Source organism: Archangium violaceum, assembly GCF_016859125.1.
Classification (GTDB): Bacteria; Myxococcota; Myxococcia; order Myxococcales; family Myxococcaceae; genus Archangium; species Archangium violaceum_A.
Genome location: NZ_CP069338.1, coordinates 9841055 through 9857797, shown reverse-complemented (window position 1 = coordinate 9857797; position 16743 = coordinate 9841055). Strand labels below are relative to the sequence as shown.

At 67.4% G+C, this 16743-nt stretch carries 13 protein-coding genes; 7 read left to right on the top strand and 6 right to left on the bottom strand.

Annotated elements, in window-relative coordinates; all coding sequences use genetic code 11:
• The first annotated feature begins 155 nt into the window (after positions 1-155).
• Positions 156-2213 (top strand): trehalase family glycosidase, encoded by a 2058-nt coding sequence (locus tag JQX13_RS41660; RefSeq protein WP_203404964.1) that lies wholly within the window; start codon positions 156-158, stop codon positions 2211-2213.
• A gap of 10 nt (positions 2214-2223) precedes the next feature.
• Here JQX13_RS41660 and JQX13_RS41655 read toward each other — a convergent pair whose 3' ends face one another.
• From JQX13_RS41655 to JQX13_RS41640, 4 genes are all read right to left on the bottom strand, one after another.
• Entirely contained in the window at positions 2224-4635 is a 2412-nt protein-coding gene (locus JQX13_RS41655) for an LPS-assembly protein LptD (protein WP_203404962.1), read from the bottom strand.
• Between the two features lie 83 nt (positions 4636-4718).
• Entirely contained in the window at positions 4719-5945 is a 1227-nt protein-coding gene (locus JQX13_RS41650; RefSeq protein ID WP_203404961.1) for a type II toxin-antitoxin system HipA family toxin, read from the bottom strand.
• A 1-nt stretch (position 5946) separates the two neighbouring features.
• Positions 5947-7578: a DUF262 domain-containing protein gene (locus JQX13_RS41645; RefSeq protein WP_203404958.1), complete on the bottom strand. Its 1632-nt coding sequence runs from the start codon at positions 7576-7578 to the stop codon at positions 5947-5949.
• Positions 7579-7720: 142 nt separating this feature from the next.
• Complete coding sequence (locus JQX13_RS41640) at positions 7721-8059, bottom strand: BlaI/MecI/CopY family transcriptional regulator (RefSeq protein WP_430384229.1); 339 nt, start codon at positions 8057-8059, stop codon at positions 7721-7723.
• 253 nt (positions 8060-8312) lie between these two features.
• On the opposite strand from JQX13_RS41640, the gene JQX13_RS41635 reads away from it, so the two are divergent.
• Complete coding sequence (locus JQX13_RS41635) at positions 8313-10031, top strand: ATP-binding protein (RefSeq protein ID WP_239014167.1); 1719 nt, start codon at positions 8313-8315, stop codon at positions 10029-10031.
• Between the two features lie 23 nt (positions 10032-10054).
• Here the strand turns inward: JQX13_RS41635 and JQX13_RS41630 are convergent, their stop codons facing one another.
• The gene (locus JQX13_RS41630) at positions 10055-10741 is read right to left on the bottom strand and encodes a hypothetical protein (RefSeq protein ID WP_203404955.1); all 687 of its coding nucleotides are present in this window, start codon (positions 10739-10741) and stop codon (positions 10055-10057) included.
• A 115-nt stretch (positions 10742-10856) separates the two neighbouring features.
• Positions 10857-12080 (bottom strand): cytochrome P450, encoded by a 1224-nt coding sequence (locus JQX13_RS41625; protein ID WP_203404954.1) that lies wholly within the window; start codon positions 12078-12080, stop codon positions 10857-10859.
• Positions 12081-12207: 127 nt separating this feature from the next.
• Between JQX13_RS41625 and JQX13_RS41620 the strand changes: the two genes are divergently transcribed.
• From JQX13_RS41620 to JQX13_RS41600, 5 genes are read left to right on the top strand one after another with little or no spacing between them, the layout of a single operon-like run.
• Positions 12208-13551, top strand: coding sequence for a M16 family metallopeptidase (locus JQX13_RS41620; protein WP_203404953.1), 1344 nt, complete (start codon positions 12208-12210; stop codon positions 13549-13551).
• Positions 13552-14931: a M16 family metallopeptidase gene (locus JQX13_RS41615; RefSeq protein ID WP_203404952.1), complete on the top strand. Its 1380-nt coding sequence runs from the start codon at positions 13552-13554 to the stop codon at positions 14929-14931.
• Positions 14928-15653, top strand: coding sequence for an RluA family pseudouridine synthase (locus tag JQX13_RS41610; RefSeq protein ID WP_203404951.1), 726 nt, complete (start codon positions 14928-14930; stop codon positions 15651-15653). Before JQX13_RS41615 ends, JQX13_RS41610 begins: the two co-directional genes overlap by 4 nt.
• A 27-nt stretch (positions 15654-15680) precedes the next feature.
• A complete protein-coding gene (locus JQX13_RS41605) occupies positions 15681-16175 on the top strand; it encodes a hypothetical protein (protein ID WP_203404950.1) in 495 nt (164 codons plus the stop codon).
• Entirely contained in the window at positions 16172-16738 is a 567-nt protein-coding gene (locus JQX13_RS41600; RefSeq protein ID WP_203404949.1) for a hypothetical protein, read from the top strand. The genes JQX13_RS41605 and JQX13_RS41600 overlap by 4 nt, the downstream gene beginning before the upstream one ends.
• The last annotated feature ends 5 nt before the right edge of the window (positions 16739-16743 follow it).

Here is a 16743-nt window from a genome sequence, read left to right as displayed (position 1 = left end):
GGGGTCTGGTGGAGCGCGACCACGCTAGTCCTCTCGCGCGGCGCTCCAACTCGTTTCTCAGGAAGTGTTTCCGCGCGAAACTTTGAAATCAAAGCTTCGGCCGGGACGAAGCTTTGATTTCAAATCATCGGAGCCGGTCTGGAAGGAAAGCGAGCATGTCTCTCATTGAGAATGAGCAGACGTTGCGACTCGTGTACCTTGCTCGTCGCTCATCTGCGAACAGGTCGAAAGTGCCCACCCGGACGCCGTCCTCCCGTTTTCCCCCCGCCTCCATCCCCCTCCAGAACCGGTCCTCGCGCAACGTCGTTCGCGCGGACTCCAGCACGCCCTTCACCGCGTCACCGGTTCCCACCACCGCTCGAGCCGAGACTCCGGGCTCGCTGTCCGCGAGCTCGTCGACCGCGCGCCTCGCCTTCTCGTTGCTGATGGCCCTGGATCTCGACGGCGACGGCCGCCTCACGGCGCGCGATGCCGGACGCGCGAGCGAGAACGGATTGCGCTTCGCGGTGGACCTCGAGCTGGGCCCGGGCGTGCGGCTCGAGCTGGCTGGAGCGGAGCGGCTCTCGCATGCCGCGGACGTGCTCGCCGGGGAGATCCTCGAGGGCCGGGGCGATGTGCCCGGGCTCCCCGTGGAGCGGATGTTGGAGTCGCGCACCACCGCGCTGCGACAGTTGATCGATCACGGCTGGGAGGGGCTCGTCCGCCGCTCGGATCGCGCCGAGGACCTGAAGAAGGCGCTCCAGGTGATGCCCGTGAGGGACCCCGAGGGCCGGCAGCGCGTGTACGTCCCCGCGAGAGATCGCAAGGCCCTCAAGAAGCTGCGCGCCGACGCCCGGCGCTCCGGCGGCCTGGAGGTGGTGCCGCTGCAGAGGCCTCGCGAGGCAGCGGACTGGAACGCGCTCATGCGCCAGCCGGGGATGCTCTTCCTCCCGCGTCCGTACATCGTCCCGGGCGGGCGCTTCGTGCAGATGTTCGGCTGGGACAGCTACTTCAACGCTCGCGGCGCCCTGGCCTCCGGCCAGTACGAGATCGCCCGGGACATGCTCGAGAACCAGCTCTACGAGATCGAGCACTACGGGAAGATCCCCAACTCGAACCTCAGCTACCACCTGTCGCGCACCCAGCCGCCGCTCATGCCCCGGCTGGCGCTGGAGCTCCAGGCGGTACGCTCGGACCGGCGCCTGTTGAAGCGGGTGGCCCGGGCCGCCGAGCAGGAGCTCGAGGAGGTCTTCCGCACGGGCCCTCGCGCCACCCCGAGCGGGCTCTCCCGCTACAAGGACGACGCCGAGGGGCCCGACGCCGAGGATCTGTCCAAGTTCTACGGCTCCCGGCCGGACGACGCCGAATTCCACCGCCACGACCGCGCCATCCGCGAGAGTGGTTGGGACATGTGCCACCGCTTCGGCACGGCCATCCACCACCACGAGCCGGTGTGCCTCAACTCGCTGTTGTTCCAGTACGAGATGGATCTCGCGGCGATCCTCCGCCAGGTGGAAGGGGAGGACTCGCTGCGGGCGGCCCGGTACGCGAAGGCCGCGCGGGCCCGGGCTCGCACCATGCGCGCGCGCTTCTGGGACGCCGAGCGGGGAATGTTCTTCGACCATGACTTCGTGGCCGGACGCCGCTCCCGCTACGAGTCCCTGGCCACCTTCTATCCGCTGTGGACGGGCTGGGCCTCCCGCGAGGAGGCCGCCACCGTGGCCGCCTCGCTCCCGCGCTTCCTCCATGACGGCGGCCTGACCTCCAGCACGCGCGCCTCGCGCGAGGCCGCGGGCGGAGAGGATCTGCAGTGGGACTGGCCCTTCGGCTGGGCGCCGCACCAGATCATCGCGGCGGAGGGGTTGCGCCGCTACGGCTTCCACGCCGAGGCCGACGCGGTGGCCTACCGCTGGCTGTCCATGGTGCTGGACATCGCCGGGAGCCATAACGGCCTCGTCAAGGAGAAGTACGACGTGGTGCGCAGGTCGGCCGAGGTGCCCGTCGAGTACGGCAACCAGGGCGCCGATCGCGGCTCGCTCCTGGCTCCCCGGACCGAGCGGACGCTGGGCTTCGCCTGGACGAACGCCTCGGTGCTGCTATTGCTGGACGGATTGTCTCCCGAGCTGCGCGAGGCCCTCGACGCGGGTCTTCCCGCCGACCGGGTGCTCGGCCCTCGGGGCGAGGGGGGCAGCGGCCGTCCGCGCAAGAAGCGGGTGTCCCGCATCGCCGCCTGACGGGAGCCGCTCAGCCCCCGAAGGTGCCGAGGTTGGCGATCGTCACGAACAGCCCTTGCTGGAAATACACCGGCGCGGGCACCAACCTGCCATAGGCCTGGATCTGGAAGCAGTTGCACTGGGGCGTGTACGAGAGGGTCAGGGTCTGGGAATTCACCTGGACCACGTCGCATCGTCCCGGAGCCCTCCGGAACACCTCCGCGTCGTACCTCACCCCCAGGCCGAACGGGAGCCGGGTCCCGGCGCCGAACAGCACGCGGTCGACCTGCTGGAGCGCCGGGTTGTTGGTGTCGGAGCACGACCCGCCGTCGCCCACCGGAGCGGTCGCGGGCAGGGGAGGAGGCAGCAGCATGTCGATGGGCCGGCGCACCTGCTCCGAGCTTCCCAGGGTCCGCTCGTATCCGGCATTCACGTCCAACAGCCCATTGCGAAGGACGCTCCAGCCCACCGAGGCCGAGAGCTGGGTCAGTCGCTCCTCCACATTCGGGGTGAACAGATCGAGCCGCGCCGTGGCCGTCGCCGTCACCGGCCCGATCACCGTCAGGAGACGCCCGGACGTCTCTCCCATCCGCCGCTCGAGGAAGTCCACTCCCTGGACCACATCCAACCGCCCCAGCTCGCGCGTCCCCGTCCCGCTGCGCATGAGCAGCTTCTGGCGCAGCGCCACCTGGCCCTGGAAGAACCCGTTCTCGGGCACCGCGGCGTCCACCTCGTCATAGACCGAGGGGGCGCGCTCGCCGAAGACGCGTGGCACCGCGCGCAGCTCCACCGACGGCATGATGCTGTGACGGATCGCGGAGGCTCCCGTTCCGAACACCCGTGACAGCTCCGAATCCAGCAGCAGTCCCACCATCCCGTACGCGCGGTTGTGCGTCTCCCGCGTCACCTCGTAGAGATAGAGGCTCTCGCGCACCGCCAGGTAGGGGGTGAAGCGCAGCACGCCCCCCATGTCGAACGTGGCGTTCACGCGCGGCAGGATGTCCAGGCGGCTGCGCGCCTGCCGCTCACCGAGATCGAAGCGGCCATTGCCCTGGGTGCCATCCGCGTCGGCCAGGAGCGGCCAGAACACCCCGTCCGTGCCCTCGTCCCCCAGCAGCCCGCGCAGGGGCGACAGTCGCGAGAGCTCCACCTGGACGCTCCCCGTGAGCGGGCCGAACAGGGGCACCGTGGGGATGGCGTAGCGCAGCGTGGGCAGCTCCTGGAAGACGGGAGGTCGCGAAGCGTCACCGATCAGCGGATAGCCCCAGCGGACGTCCTGGCGGTAGGCCAGGGCGAGCCCCGCGTAATGATCCTCGCCGCGGTGGTACAGGGTGGCCGTGGAGGGGACGTAGTAATACGAGCGGAGGAAGTTGCTGGCGGTCGTTGTGTCGGCGAAGAGGAAGCCGTCCGAGTACAGCGTCACGTCCGCCCGTGCATGCAGGCCGTGGCCGAGCTCCTGCCGGTGCTCGAAGATGCCCCAGCCTCGGAGCCCCCGCTGTCCCGCATCGGGGGCGAGCACGTTGGGATCGAGCGGCTCCCGCTCGAGCTTCAGATCCTGGTAGAGCCGAAGCCAGACCCGCCCGTCGACTCCGGGCGCGGGGGCGTACCGGAACTCGGCGGCGAGCCGCGGGCCCTTCACGCCGAACGCGCCCCCACTGCCGAAGGCGTACCCCGGGGAGAGCGTGAGATCGTAGCTCCGCCCGAGCGTGAGGAAGAGCGGCAGATCCACCTGGAATCCGCTCACTCCGGAGGCGGTCCACTCGGGCATGAGCAGGCCGCTTTGGCGGTTGCGCAGCGGAAGGGAGATCCACGGCACCCAGAAGACGGGGACGTCGAACACCCGCAGCGTGGGCGAGGTGAACGTGGCGCGCTCCCCGGGCGTCAGCTTCGCGCTGCTCGCGGTGATGCGCCAGCTGCGATCGAACACGTCGCACCCGCAGGACGCCGTGAAGGACGCGGGCTCCACCTGGTACGCGTTGTCCTCCAGGAGGCGGAAACGGCGCGCGGTGAAGGAGAACGCGTTGGTGCCCGTCTGGGTCAGCTCCCGGGCGGTGGCGTCCTCCCGGCCGGCGAGATCGACGAGCGCCTGGGGCGTCACGCCTTCCTTCTGGAAGAAGGTTCCGCCCTCGGCCTCCACCTGGCGGGTGCTCAGGTCCACCGTGAGGCGGTCGGCGAAGCCGGCCAGGCCGTTGCTCACCAGCAGCACGTTCCCGCTCGCCACCGCCACCCGCTTGTCGAAGTCGTAGGTCAGCTCATCGGCGCGGAGCACCGACGACCCCGAGCGCAACAGCGCGTGCCCGGAGGCCCGGCCGATACGGCCCTCGACGACGGCCTTGTCACCTGTGAGGACTGCCTGCTCGCCAATGACGGAGTCCGTCGACGTGGGCAGATCGAGCTGCCCGGAGAGGGTGAGGGCGAGGGTGAGGAGGACCAGGCCGGACATGGGGGTGGGGACTCAAGTCCAACTCCCGTCCGTCGGCAACCAGAAGCCGCGGTCCGGCAAGGATCCCCCCACGCCGAAGGTGCCTATTCCACCTGGAGCAGCGGCACGGTCTTCCAATGGGCCTCAATGCGTTGCTTGAAGGACTCTGGGATGGACAGCTCTGCCCTCAGGTCCGACCAGAGCTGGAGGGTCGCTTCTACCGCCAGCTTGACTTCGGTAATGACAAAGTGGGCCGGAACTTCCAACTTTCGGGCCAGTCGCTCGAAGGATGCCATCGTGACGTCCTTGAACCGCTTGGAGCGCGCGAGGTTCAGGGCGAGCGTGTCGTTCGGCATGTACTGGATGGTCGAGACGAGATCATACGCGGGGGAGAGCTCCGCATGCACGCCATCCGGATACAGCAGTGACCAGTTCTTGTGGTGAGCATCGCCATTGCCGCTGGCGATGATGAAAACCAGACGGTGGAGGAACTCCTGGAGGGCTTTGGGGCCGGCGACGTTCAGGAGCACTTTTGCGACTGTCTCATAATTATATCGCTTGTACTTCTCATCCGAGTACAGGCCGAGCACCTGGGCCATGTCCTCCATGTGGATTCGATGCCCCGGGGCAGGGCGATCGAAGCGCCGGATGGCGAAGGCCGTGTCCTCCCGAAGTTGGATGCCCTCGGGGAGTCCTTGGAGGTCGGCGACCGGAACGAGGATGATTTCGGGAACGTTGATGCCGGCCGCGCTGGCCCAGCGCATCATCGAGTACTCGTTTTCCGGGACGTGGTCATAGCGGTTGTCTGGGAGCTTGACGATCCAATCTCCACCGCGTCCACCCATAGGCAGGGTCATACCCCGATCCCGGCGAAGCATGGAAAATTTGAGCTGGACGCCAGCAAGCGAGAAGCGGATTGGCTCCTGTTCGTGGGGGAGGGTGGGCTCAGTGGTCTCTGAGGAGCCGATGGCATTCCAGTCGAGCGGGGCAGCCGGGGTGACCATGGTGGCCCCCGGGAGATCCTCCCCGAGGCGAGCGATGAGGAAGAATTCGCGGTGCTTTGAAACGCCCTCTCGCTCGGCGATGAGTTCCCGGAGAGGCCCTTCTGGGAGGAGGTTGGAGAAATAAGGTGGAAGTCGCATCCGGCTGTGATGCCGCCGGGTGAGGTCATCCTCGAAGAACTGTCCCAGCACGGGGCGGGGGTATCGCTGGCGATATTCCTCGGAAATAACGAACTCGGAGACTTCGTCGGGCAGGAGAGTCAGAGTCCCGACGTGAACCTCTCCCAGGCGAACTTCGAGGACACCTACTTCCGTACTCTGAGCTTGCACCTCAGTCCTCCTCGTCGGGAACGATCAGGGACTGAAGCGACCTGCGGTCGGACTCATCCCAGCGTGCGCGTGAGTTCAGGAATCGCCACACATGAGCATCCAGGATGCTCTCGCGGTGGCGAAAGAAGTCCAGGTCATGCTGGGCGCTTCGATGGTGGAGCGCATCGATGCTCTCGGTGGGAATGCCGTGACTGAGCAGGACTTCCGGAGCGGGTGGAGGAATGCCGCGGAGGAGCTCCAGGGGCGACTGTCCATCCACGAGAGGATGGAAGATGCGATTGGCGAGGTTTCGCAGGTGCGGGGATGTAGGCTCAAGGAGCTGCTTGAATGCTGCCGATCCCTCCTTTTCGAGTAAGGCGGAGGCATCGATGAACTCGCCTGACTGAAGGTGCCGGGGATGGAGTGCCAGCAGGGCATTGGCTTGGAGCTTGGTCTGTGCTGTCCGAAAGTTGTATTGGCTCAAGGTGAGGTGTTTAGGACTGGTGGGCGGCAGCTCGGAAAGCAGCGCTTGGATGGTCCTCTCCTCGTCTGATCCGATCACGGACAGGGATTTGCGCACGGCCGGGATACTCTCGCCGCGATGATGCTCGGTGATGGCTCCGCGCCACACCCAACGCGCGAGTAGCTCCCGCGAACGAGCATGGGGCTCCGGGTGGAGCGTGAAGAACCGCGCCAAAAGTACCAGCGGAAGCTTGTAGGGCAGGAGTTCGATGTGGGGGATCTCCACATCCCGCTTGAGGAAGATGATGGTGGCGCGCAGCGCGTGCTCGGCCTGACGCAGGGCCTCGCTCAGTTCGCTCTCCTCTGCGATCTGCTGCCGGAAGTCCCGCGTGATGTCGAGGCCCCGGACTGCCAGAACCGCCTTGAGCAGCCATTGCTCATCAATGGTGCCGAATCTCAATGTCTGCAAACGCTCAGAGAGTGCGCGAAGGTCTGAGGGCTCTGCCTCGCCCGTGCTTCCGTGAAGAGCATTGAACACGTCCGCTCGGCGCAGGGGCTTCCCGGCGGAATTCAGCCGGTCGAAGATGACACGAAGCGTCTGTTCCTCATCCGCCTCGACGATGTAGGCAGGAGCCCGATACTCCCGGAAGGCCTTGCCCAGCCTTAACGCCGTGCGCATGTGTTCGGGCTTCTGGGCTCGACCAGGGTATCTGTCCAACCATCCCAGGAGCATCTCGCTGTCGACGACGACATTCATCGGTAGCCAGTGGGATGGGGGAGGGCTCCTCTTCGAGGGACGGACAAGGGCCTCGTGTTCGAGGTCGAAGTAGACGACGAAGTTGTCATGCTCCCCCTCCGTGTGGGGCAGGTGGAGGAGGGCACCGGTGAGCGCTGTGATGCGCTGCTGTCCATCCACGACCCATAGTGCTTCCGTGGAGTGGGGGGCATCGATGCGGACTGGGCCGAGGAAGAAGCTGGCTGCGGGGGCCTCCTTCTTCCAGAAGAGAAGGGTTCCAATCGGATAGCCCCGGTAGACACTGTCCAGGAGTGCCACCACATCCTTGGCCTTCCATCGGAATGGGCGCTGGAACTCAGGGATGCGAATCTCCCCCCGCCGGACGCGGTCCAGGAGATCCTCGATACTGAACGCCGTCGCGTGGGGGCGTCGTTGGAGCGGTGAGGGGGGGGGCATGGTTTTCCTACTGACGTGTCTGTAGCACGGTTCCCGACGCTCACGAGGGAGAACGGGGCCGGTGCCCTGCGGTGAGGCGAGCCCACGGTGAGGAGGACCGCCACGCTCACGTAGCTTGTGGCCAGCTCTCTCCAGAAGGCACTCATGACCGGGAGCCCTTCTTGCCGAGCAGCTCGCGGATCTGCTCCACCTCCTCGGGGGAGAGCGGGACGGCCTCGACCAGGCGCTCCACCAGGGCGGAGGGCGTCCCGGCGAACACCGTCTCCACCAGGTGGCGCACGCTCTGGACCTCGTACGCCTCGCGCGGCAGCAGCGCCGAATACAGGTGCCCCCGGCCCACCTTCCGGCTCCCCAGCACCCCCTTCTGCTCGAGGATGCGCAGCACCGTGGACACCGAGGTGTAGGCCAGCTTGCGCTCCGGTGGCAGCGCCTCCAACACGTCCGCCACGCTCACCTCGCCCTTGCGCCAGACGATCTGCATCAGCTCCAGCTCCACGGGCGTGAGCGGCCTGGGCCCTTCGTTCCGCGATGGCTTGGACACGGTTCCAACCTCCAGCGTCCAAACTACTAAGACCTTAGTTGAAAAACAACTAAGACTTTAGTTGGTGGATCCCCTCCAATGTCCTTTCGTCAACAAGGCGAGGGGAGCACGCGGGGATGCGAGGTCCGCCGGGGTGATGATGATTGCCCTGAGTGGAAATCTGGAGCATCCTCGAAATTAGAGGAAACCATCGGTGAGTGGACGAATGGAGTGTGGCGACTGTGAGTCCGCGACGGAGAAGGCGCTGCGTGCCAGCAACCTGTTGCTCCAGGCGCTCACCGAGGTCCAGACGGAGTTCATCCAGGGCCAGGACGTGCACCGGCTGTTCGACAAGTTGCTGTCGGTGCTGTTGAAGCTGACGGGCAGTGAGTACGGCTTCATCGGCGAGGTGTTGCACACCCCCGAGGGCCAGCCCTACCTGCGCACGTACGCCATCACCAACATCGCCTGGACGGACGAGCTGCGGGCGTTCTTCGCGCGCGAGGCGCCCAGGGGCATGGAGTTCCGCAACCTCCAGACACTCTTCGGCGCCGTCATGACGAGCGGCAAGCCCGTGGTGGCCAACACGCCGGACGGAGATCCCCGCCGGGGAGGGCTCCCCAAGGGCCACCCGCCGCTGCGCGCCTTCCTGGGCCTGCCGTTCCATTCCGCCACGGAGATGGTGGGCATGGTGGGCATCGCGAACCGGCCCGGTGGCTACGACGATGGGGTCATCGCCTTCCTCCAGCCCCTGCTGACCACGTGCTGCGCCATCCTCCAGGGGCTGCGCAACGAGCAGCGGCGCCGCCACGCCGAGGAGGAGCTGCGGCGATCGGTGGAGAGCCTGCGCACCCTCATCGACGGCACCCCGGATGCCATCTTCGTTCACTGGGGGGGCTCGGTGCTCTTCGTCAACCCCGCCGCCGTCCGCCTGCTGGGCCACGAGGATCAGGAGGCGCTGCGGGGCCGGCCCGTCTCGGAGCTCGTCCTGCCCGGATGCGAGGACGCACTCACCGCGCCCTCCAGCGTCAGCGCCCCTCGTGAAGCACGGTTCCGGCACCGCGAGGGCCGGCAGGTGCTGGGCGAGGTGGTGACGGTCTCCCTCGCCTCCAACGGACAGCCGGTGATGGTTTCCATCTCCCGCGACATCACCGAGCGCAGCCAGGTCCAGGAGAAGCTGCGGGCCAACGAGCGCATGGCCTCGCTGGGGACGCTCGCCGCGGGCGTGGCCCATGAGATCAACAACCCCCTGTCGTACATGCTGAGCAATCTGCGCTTCGTGGACGACGAGCTCGCCGCGATGGCCGAGTCGGGGGAGGGGATGGCGAGCGAGCGGGGACAGGAGGTGCGCGAGGCCCTGAAGGAGGCCCTCTCGGGCAGCGATCGGGTGCGCGACATCGTGCGCGATCTGAAGACCTTCTCGCGAGGCAACGAGGAGCAACGCGGGGAGGTGGACGTGCGGTCGGTGCTCGACTCGTGCGTGAACATGGCCTGGAGCGAGATCCGCCACCGCGCCCGGCTGGAGAAGGCCTATGACGAGGTGCCGCCCGTGAGCGCCAACGAGTCGCGGCTCGGGCAGGTCTTCCTCAACCTCATCGTCAACGCCGCCCAGGCCATCCCCCACGGGGATCCGAAGACGCACGAAATCCGCCTCTCCACGCGGCATGAAGAGGGCCATGTGGTGGTGGCGGTGCGGGACACCGGCTCCGGCATCCCACGGGAGCACCTGGGGAAGTTGTTCGATCCCTTCTTCACCACCAAGCCGGTAGGGGTGGGCACCGGGCTCGGCCTCTCCATCTGCCACGGCATCGTCACCGCGCTGGGTGGGCGCATCGACGTGCACAGCGAGCTGGGGCGGGGAACCACCTTCCAGGTCTTCCTCCCGGTGGGCGGCTCCCCGGGTGTGCGGCCTCCGAACCCGGCCGCGTCCTGAGAGGAGCGGCCAGCGCGGGGTGACTACTGCTCGTACTCGTACTCTCCGCCCGGGTAGACGAAGGAGTCACGGGGCGAGTACCAGCACCAGCCCTCCACCTTCTGCAGCGGGCTCGCGGGGCGCAGCGCGTACGTCGGGTGATCCTTCGCGAGGAACTCCAGGGAGACGAGCTCGAAGGGCGTGGCGAGCTCCCCGACGTAGGGGTAGTTGCCGGCGATCAGCCTCTTGCCCACCCTCGTCACGTACGTGAGGTGGCCGCGCGCCACGGAGCCGATCTTCGAACCCACCCGGGCCACCGTGCGGATGATGGGGGTGCCGTCCACGCGCGTGGTGGCCACCAGCTCGTTGCCGTGCAGCTCCAGCGTCGTCTCACCCGGGGAGGCCGGCACGCCCCGCTCGCGCGCGTAGTCGCGGACGCGCTCCGAGGAGTTGAGGTAGTGGGTGAAGAAGCGCGCGGGCGTCACGCCGTCGGGGGCGCGGCGGCCCGCCAGATCCAGTCCCATGTACGTCATCGAGTAGGCGCCGAAGTGCGAGGACTGCTCCTCGGAGTCGACGACGTACTGGTTCATGAAAAGGGCGTGGTTGGGGGCCGGCTGGAGCCCGGGAGGCAGCAGCACGGCGGCGGCCTTGGGATCGGCGGGAATCCAGCTCGAATACAGCATCCGGCTGTTGATGACGAGCTGCGGTGCGGCGAGCGGCGTGCTGGTCATGAGTGCTCTTCCTGGTGAAGTGAGGACCCGGGCCGGCCCCCCGCGGTCACGGGGGGCGAGCGATAGCATGGCCGGACCCGGATGTGCACTGGCACTCCGAGCGCGGGCTCCTCCACTAACGCCGCTCGGCTCGCAGCCGGAGGCTCTTGGGGCCCCGCAGCGAGAAGGTCGTGCCGTAGTCGAGGTGGCCCTCCTGGCCGGGGGCGAACGAGACGCGGCGCACCCGGCGGAAGAGCTCCTCGAAGACGACCTTCGCCTCGAGCCGGGCCAGCGGCCCTCCGATGCAGAAGTGCACCCCGTGGCCGAAGGCGACATGCCCCTGGGTGTCTCGGGTGATGTCGAACGTGTCCGGGTCGGGGAACTTGCGCGGATCCCGGTTGGCGGCCCCGAGCAGGAGCATGATGCGCGAGTCCTTGGGGATGGGCGTGCCGGCGATCTCCGTGTCCGCCGTGGTGATCCGGAAGATGACCTGGGCCGGCGTGTCGTAGCGCAACATCTCCTCGACGGCGTTGGGGATGAGCGAGGCATCCTCCGCCAGCCGCTCCATCTCGGCCGGGTGGTTGAGCAGGGCCAGCGTTCCGTTACCAATCAGGTTGGTGGTGGTCTCGTTGCCGGCGAAGAGCAGCAGCCGGACGAAGCCGATGACGTCCATGGAGGAGAGGAAGCCGCCCTGCTGCTCGTTGGACTCGACCAGGGCGCTGATGAGATCGTTTCCGGGCTCCTGGCGGCGCCGCTCGATGGCGGCCTCCAGGTACGCGTGGATCTCCCGGATGCCCGTGGCGATCCACTCCAGGTCGAGCCCTCCGACCGTGAGGGTGACGCTCTGGGAGATGGCGTTGGACCAGCGCTTGAAGTCCAGGCGGCGCTCGGGCTCGATGCCGAGCATCTCGGCGATGACGATGATCGGCAGGGGCACCGCCAGGTCCGCCATCAGATCGAACTCCTGCCGGGTCAGCATGGCGTCGAGCAGCTCACGGGTGAGCTCGCGGATCCGCGGCTCCAGGTCGGCCACCCGGCGGGGGGTGAAGGCACGGCTCACCAGGGTGCGCAGGCGCGTGTGCTGGGGCGGGTCCGAGGAGAGCAGGCTGTTCTCGCTCCTGAAGTAGCGGAGCACGTCCTCGCCGAGCTCCTTGGGCATCAGGGCGCTGACGGACGCCATCTTCGAGGAGAACAGGGTCGTGTTCTTGAGGACGGGAGCCATGTCCTCGTGGCGCGACAGGACATAGGAGCCCCGGAAGGCCTCGACGTAATGGACGGGCGCGGATTCGCGCAGGGCGGCGAAGACGGGGTAGGGGTTGGCCACCATCTCGGGGGTCAACTTCAGGGCTTGGGGCTGCATGGTGCGTTCTCCAAGTGTACGAGCCCCTGGAATATGCCGCAGCCCCGGGCGGCTGGCGCCTGGCTGACACTCGCGCCCCCAAACGCGTGCTTCCCCCCGAGTGAAGGCGTGTATACGGTGGGCTTCTATGCCGAAGGCACCTGCGAAGCCCGCCGAGCGCACGGCGGATCCCGTCCTGCAATCCCTGTTCGACGTCCAGGAGGCCACGCTTCCCAACGGTCTCCGGGTTCGTCTGCTGGCCAACCACCAGACGCCGGTGGTGAGCCTCTACACCTTCTTCCAGGTAGGCAGCCGCAACGAGCGGCCCGGTATCACCGGCATCAGCCACCTGTTCGAGCACATGATGTTCAACGGGGCGAAGAAGTACGGCCCCAAGAAGTTCGACATGGTGCTCGAGTCCAACGGTGGCCGCTCCAACGCGTACACGTCCACGGACATGACCGTGTACTACGAGGACTTCGCCTCGGACGCGCTGGAGAAGGTGTTGGACCTGGAGTCGGACCGGATGCGCTCGCTGCGCATCAACGACGACGCGCTGGCCAGCGAGCGCCAGGTGGTGATGGAGGAGCGCCGCGTCCGCGTGGACAACGACATCACCGGCATCATGGACGAGGAACTGGGCACGCTCGTCTGGAAGGCGCACCCGTACCGCTGGCCGGTCATCGGGTGGATGAAGGACATCGAGAACATCACCCGCCAGGACTGCGAGCAGTACTTCCGCACGTACTACGCGCCCAACAACGCGGTGCTCTACATCGTCGGGGACATCGACCCGAAGCAGACGCTGGCGCTGGTGCGCCGCTACTACGGGGACATCCCCAAGGGCCCCAGGCCCGAGCCCGTGCTCAACGCCGAGCCCGAGCAGAAGGGCGAGCGCCGCGCCGAGGTGCGCCACCCCGCCCAGTCCCCGGCGTTGATGATCGCCTACCGGGGCCCGGCGGCGCGCGACCAGGAGACGCTCCTCCTGGACGTCATCCAGTACGGGCTGGCCAAGGGCGAGGGAAGCCGGCTGGTGAAGAAGCTCGTCTACGAGACGCAGCTCGCCGTGTCGGTGGCGGTGGACTGGGGCTGGCGGATCGATCCCGGCATCATCCTCTTCTACCTGGAGCTGAAGCCGGACTCGGATCCGCGCAAGGTGGAGGAGGCGCTGTACGCGGAGCTGGCGCGCGTGGCCGAGGAGGGCCTGACGGAGCGCGAGCTGCAGAAGGCGAAGAACAACCTGCGGGCGGATCACCTGCGGGAGCTGGCGACGAACAGCGGGCGGGGCCACGCCATGGGCCACTACGAAGCGCTGCTCGGCTCGTGGCGGGACGGGCTGACGCTGCCCTCGGTGTACGCGGCCGCCACGAACGAGCAGGTGAAGGCGGTGGCGGCGAAGACCTTCGCACCCGAGCGCCGCTCCGTGGTGACGCTCATCCCCACCGCGGGAGCACCCGCGGACGCAAGCGCTGATGGAAAGGACGTCGAGTAGATGGCCACCCGAGCCACGAGCAAGAAGAAGGCGGTCGTGACGAAGAAGGCGGCCCCCACGACGGGCGCCCTGACGCTGCCCACCCTCCATGAGAGCACCACCTCGAGTGGGCTGAAGGTGCTGGCCGCCGAGCGCGGGCCGTTGCCCCTGGTGGCCGCGAGGCTCGTCATCCGCGCGGGCAGCGCGACGGATCCGGCGGACAAGCACGGCCTGGCGGACTTCACCGCGCGCCTGCTGCGCCGGGGCACGGAGAGGATGAGCGCGGACGAGATCGACGAGACGATCGAATTCGTCGGCGCGAGCTTCTCCGTGGGGAGCAGCGAGGACGTGCTGTCGCTCTTCGTCACCACGCCGGCGGAGCACTTCCCGGCGATGCTGTCCATGTTGGGGCAGCTGGTGCGCGAGCCGTCCTTCCCGGAGCGCGAGGTGGAGCTGGCGCGCGAGCGGGCGCTGGCGGGGTTCTCCAACGACCTGGACGATCCGGCGGTGATCGCGGACCGGGCCTTCACGCGGGCGCTGTGGGGCAAACACCCGTACGGGCACGACATCGGTGGCAGCACGGCGCACGTGAAGACCTTCACGCGGGACGACCTGGTGCGCTTCCACCGGGAGCGGGTGGGTCCCCGGGTATCGCTGCTGACGGTGGTGGGCGCGGTGAGCCCGCAGCAGGTGGCGGACGAGGCGGAGAAGGCCTTCGCCGGCTGGGAGGGCGGACCGGAAGCGCCGGTTCGGCTGCCATCGGCCGACAAGGTGACCACGGGCCGGATCCTGCTGGTGGACAAGCCGGACCAGACGCAGACGCAGGTGCGCATCGGCGGGCCGGGCTTCCGGGTGGGACACCCGGACTACTTCCCGTCCACGACGATGAACAACGCGCTGGGCGGCGGGTTCACCTCGAGGTTGGTGAACGAGGTGCGCGTGGAGCGCGGCCTGACGTACGGCATCCACAGCTACTTCGACATGATGAACGCGGGAGGTGTGTTCGGCATCTCCACGTTCACCCAGACGGACCGGACGCGGGAGATGCTCGACGTCACGCTGGGTGAGGTGGCGAAGGTGCGCCAGGAGGGAATCACCGCGGCGGAGCTGAAGAAGGCGCAGCGGTACCTGGCGGGGCTGTACCCGCTGCGGACGGAGACGAACGAGTCGGTGGCCTCGGTCATCAGCGACATCCGGGTGCACGGGCTCGGGGACGACTGGGTGGAGAAGTTCCGGGATCGGCTGATGGCGGTGAAGCAGAAGCAGACGGTGGAGGTGGCGGCGAAGTACCTCTTCGCGCAGCCGCCGCTCATCGTGCTGCTGGGACGCGCCTCCGAGGTGAAGAAGCAGCTCAAGGGGCTGGGGACGGTGAAGGTGGTACCGGCCTCGGACTACGAGTGAGCGGTGGGGTACGCGTCCTCTTCGAGGGCGCGGGGCTGCTCGCGGTGGACAAGCCGGCGGGGATGCTGGTCATCCCCGGGCGCGGCGAGGGGAGTGGTCCCTCGCTGCGCGAGGTGCTGGAAGAGCAGCTGAAGCGGAAGGTGTACGTGGTGCACCGGTTGGATCGGGACACCTCGGGGGTGATGGTGTTCGCGCTGGAGCCGGAGAAGCACCGGACGCTGTCGATGGCGTTCGAGTCCGGCAAGGTGCGCAAGCGCTACCTGGCGCTGGTGGAGGGCCGGCTGGAGACGCCGCGGATGGTGGACGCGGCGCTGGTGCCGGCGCGCAAGGGGCGGATGCGGGTGGCGAGGCCGGGGGAGGAGGGAAAGCCCTCGAGGACGCGGGTGAGGCCGGTGGAGGTCTTCACGGCGGCCTCGCTGGTGGAGGCCGAGCCGCAGACGGGGCGGACGCATCAGATCCGCGTGCACCTGCTGTCGGAGGGGCACCCGTTGCTGGTGGATCACCAATACGGGCGGGCCGATCCGTTGAAGGCGAATGAGCTGGGAGGGGAAGGGGAGGAGGAGGTGCTGGCGAGGACACCGCTGCACGCGGCGCGGTTGGAGTGGCCAGCACTGCCGGGAGTGGAGGCGAGCGCGCTGGAGTCCCCACTGCCGGAGGACATGACGCGAACCGTGGAGCTCCTGCGCAAAGCCCCCTCTCCCTCTGGGAGAGGGTTGGGGTGAGGGTCTTCTTCGATAGGGGGATGAAGCATGTACGTCCGGTTGATACTGACGGTCGGCTTCCTCATCGCCAGCGGAGCATGCACTCACGCTTCCAGAGAGGTTCGGGACGCGCCCCAGGCCCGGAGCGCGACGTGGGATGCATACGGTGACGAGCCTGAGGAGGGCGTACGCACCAAGGGCAACACGGTTGCCACCCGCATTCATGCGTTGATTGCGCAGGGACGGTTCGCCGAGGCCGAAGCGCTCATCGCCGAGGCCAGCGCAGGGGGGCTGCTCTCACAACCTCACGCCACTCGCCTGCTGAACGACATCGCCAGGCTCAACACCAGGCTGGGCGATATCCCTGCCTCGCTGCAGCGTGCCAAGGACTTCCCATCGCAGCTTCGCGAATACACGCTGTACCAAATCGAGAAGATGCTGAGTGGAAAGGACTTCAGCATCGCAACGCAAGCGCAGCTCAAGATGGCGAAGAAGCTCATTCTCGAGGCCCCGCGTTTGATGGAGAAGGGGGGCGATCTGTGAAGCACCCCCTTCTCGACGAACTGGTGGCGAGAATGCGGGCTGCTCGCGCGGCGGGAGACGCCAACCAGCCCAGCGAGGAGCAATTGAGACTGCACCGTGAGTTGGCCGAGTCATGTCCCGCGTTCGTGCCCAACCTCATGGAGCTCGCCCGGCTCTTGCGTCTGGATGACAACCCCCCTTCTGATTCAACCAGTGAAGCGGTGGAAGTGGAGCTGCGGCAACTGCTCGAGCAGGCTGTTCTGGCTTCGGGCCGGAGCGCCCCGGCGCTGGTGGAACTGGCCTACTTCCTGGACATCTTCCACGACTCACCGCCTGAAGCTGAAACGCTCTTCGAGGAAGGTGCACGCAAAGCGCTGGGGACGCTCGAGGAGGCCTGGGCAGGACTCATCAGCTACTGGTCTTCGAAGAGGACCCGGGAGTCACTGGCTAAGGCGCTCCAGCTTGGCGAAACAGCGGAGAAGCTCTTCCCTGAGTCCGAGCGCATCGGCCACGAGTTGAGATTCGCCAGGGAACTCGCCGTGGCGGATGGCATCCTCCCTCCTGGATGGCCTCACCTTCGATGAGACGC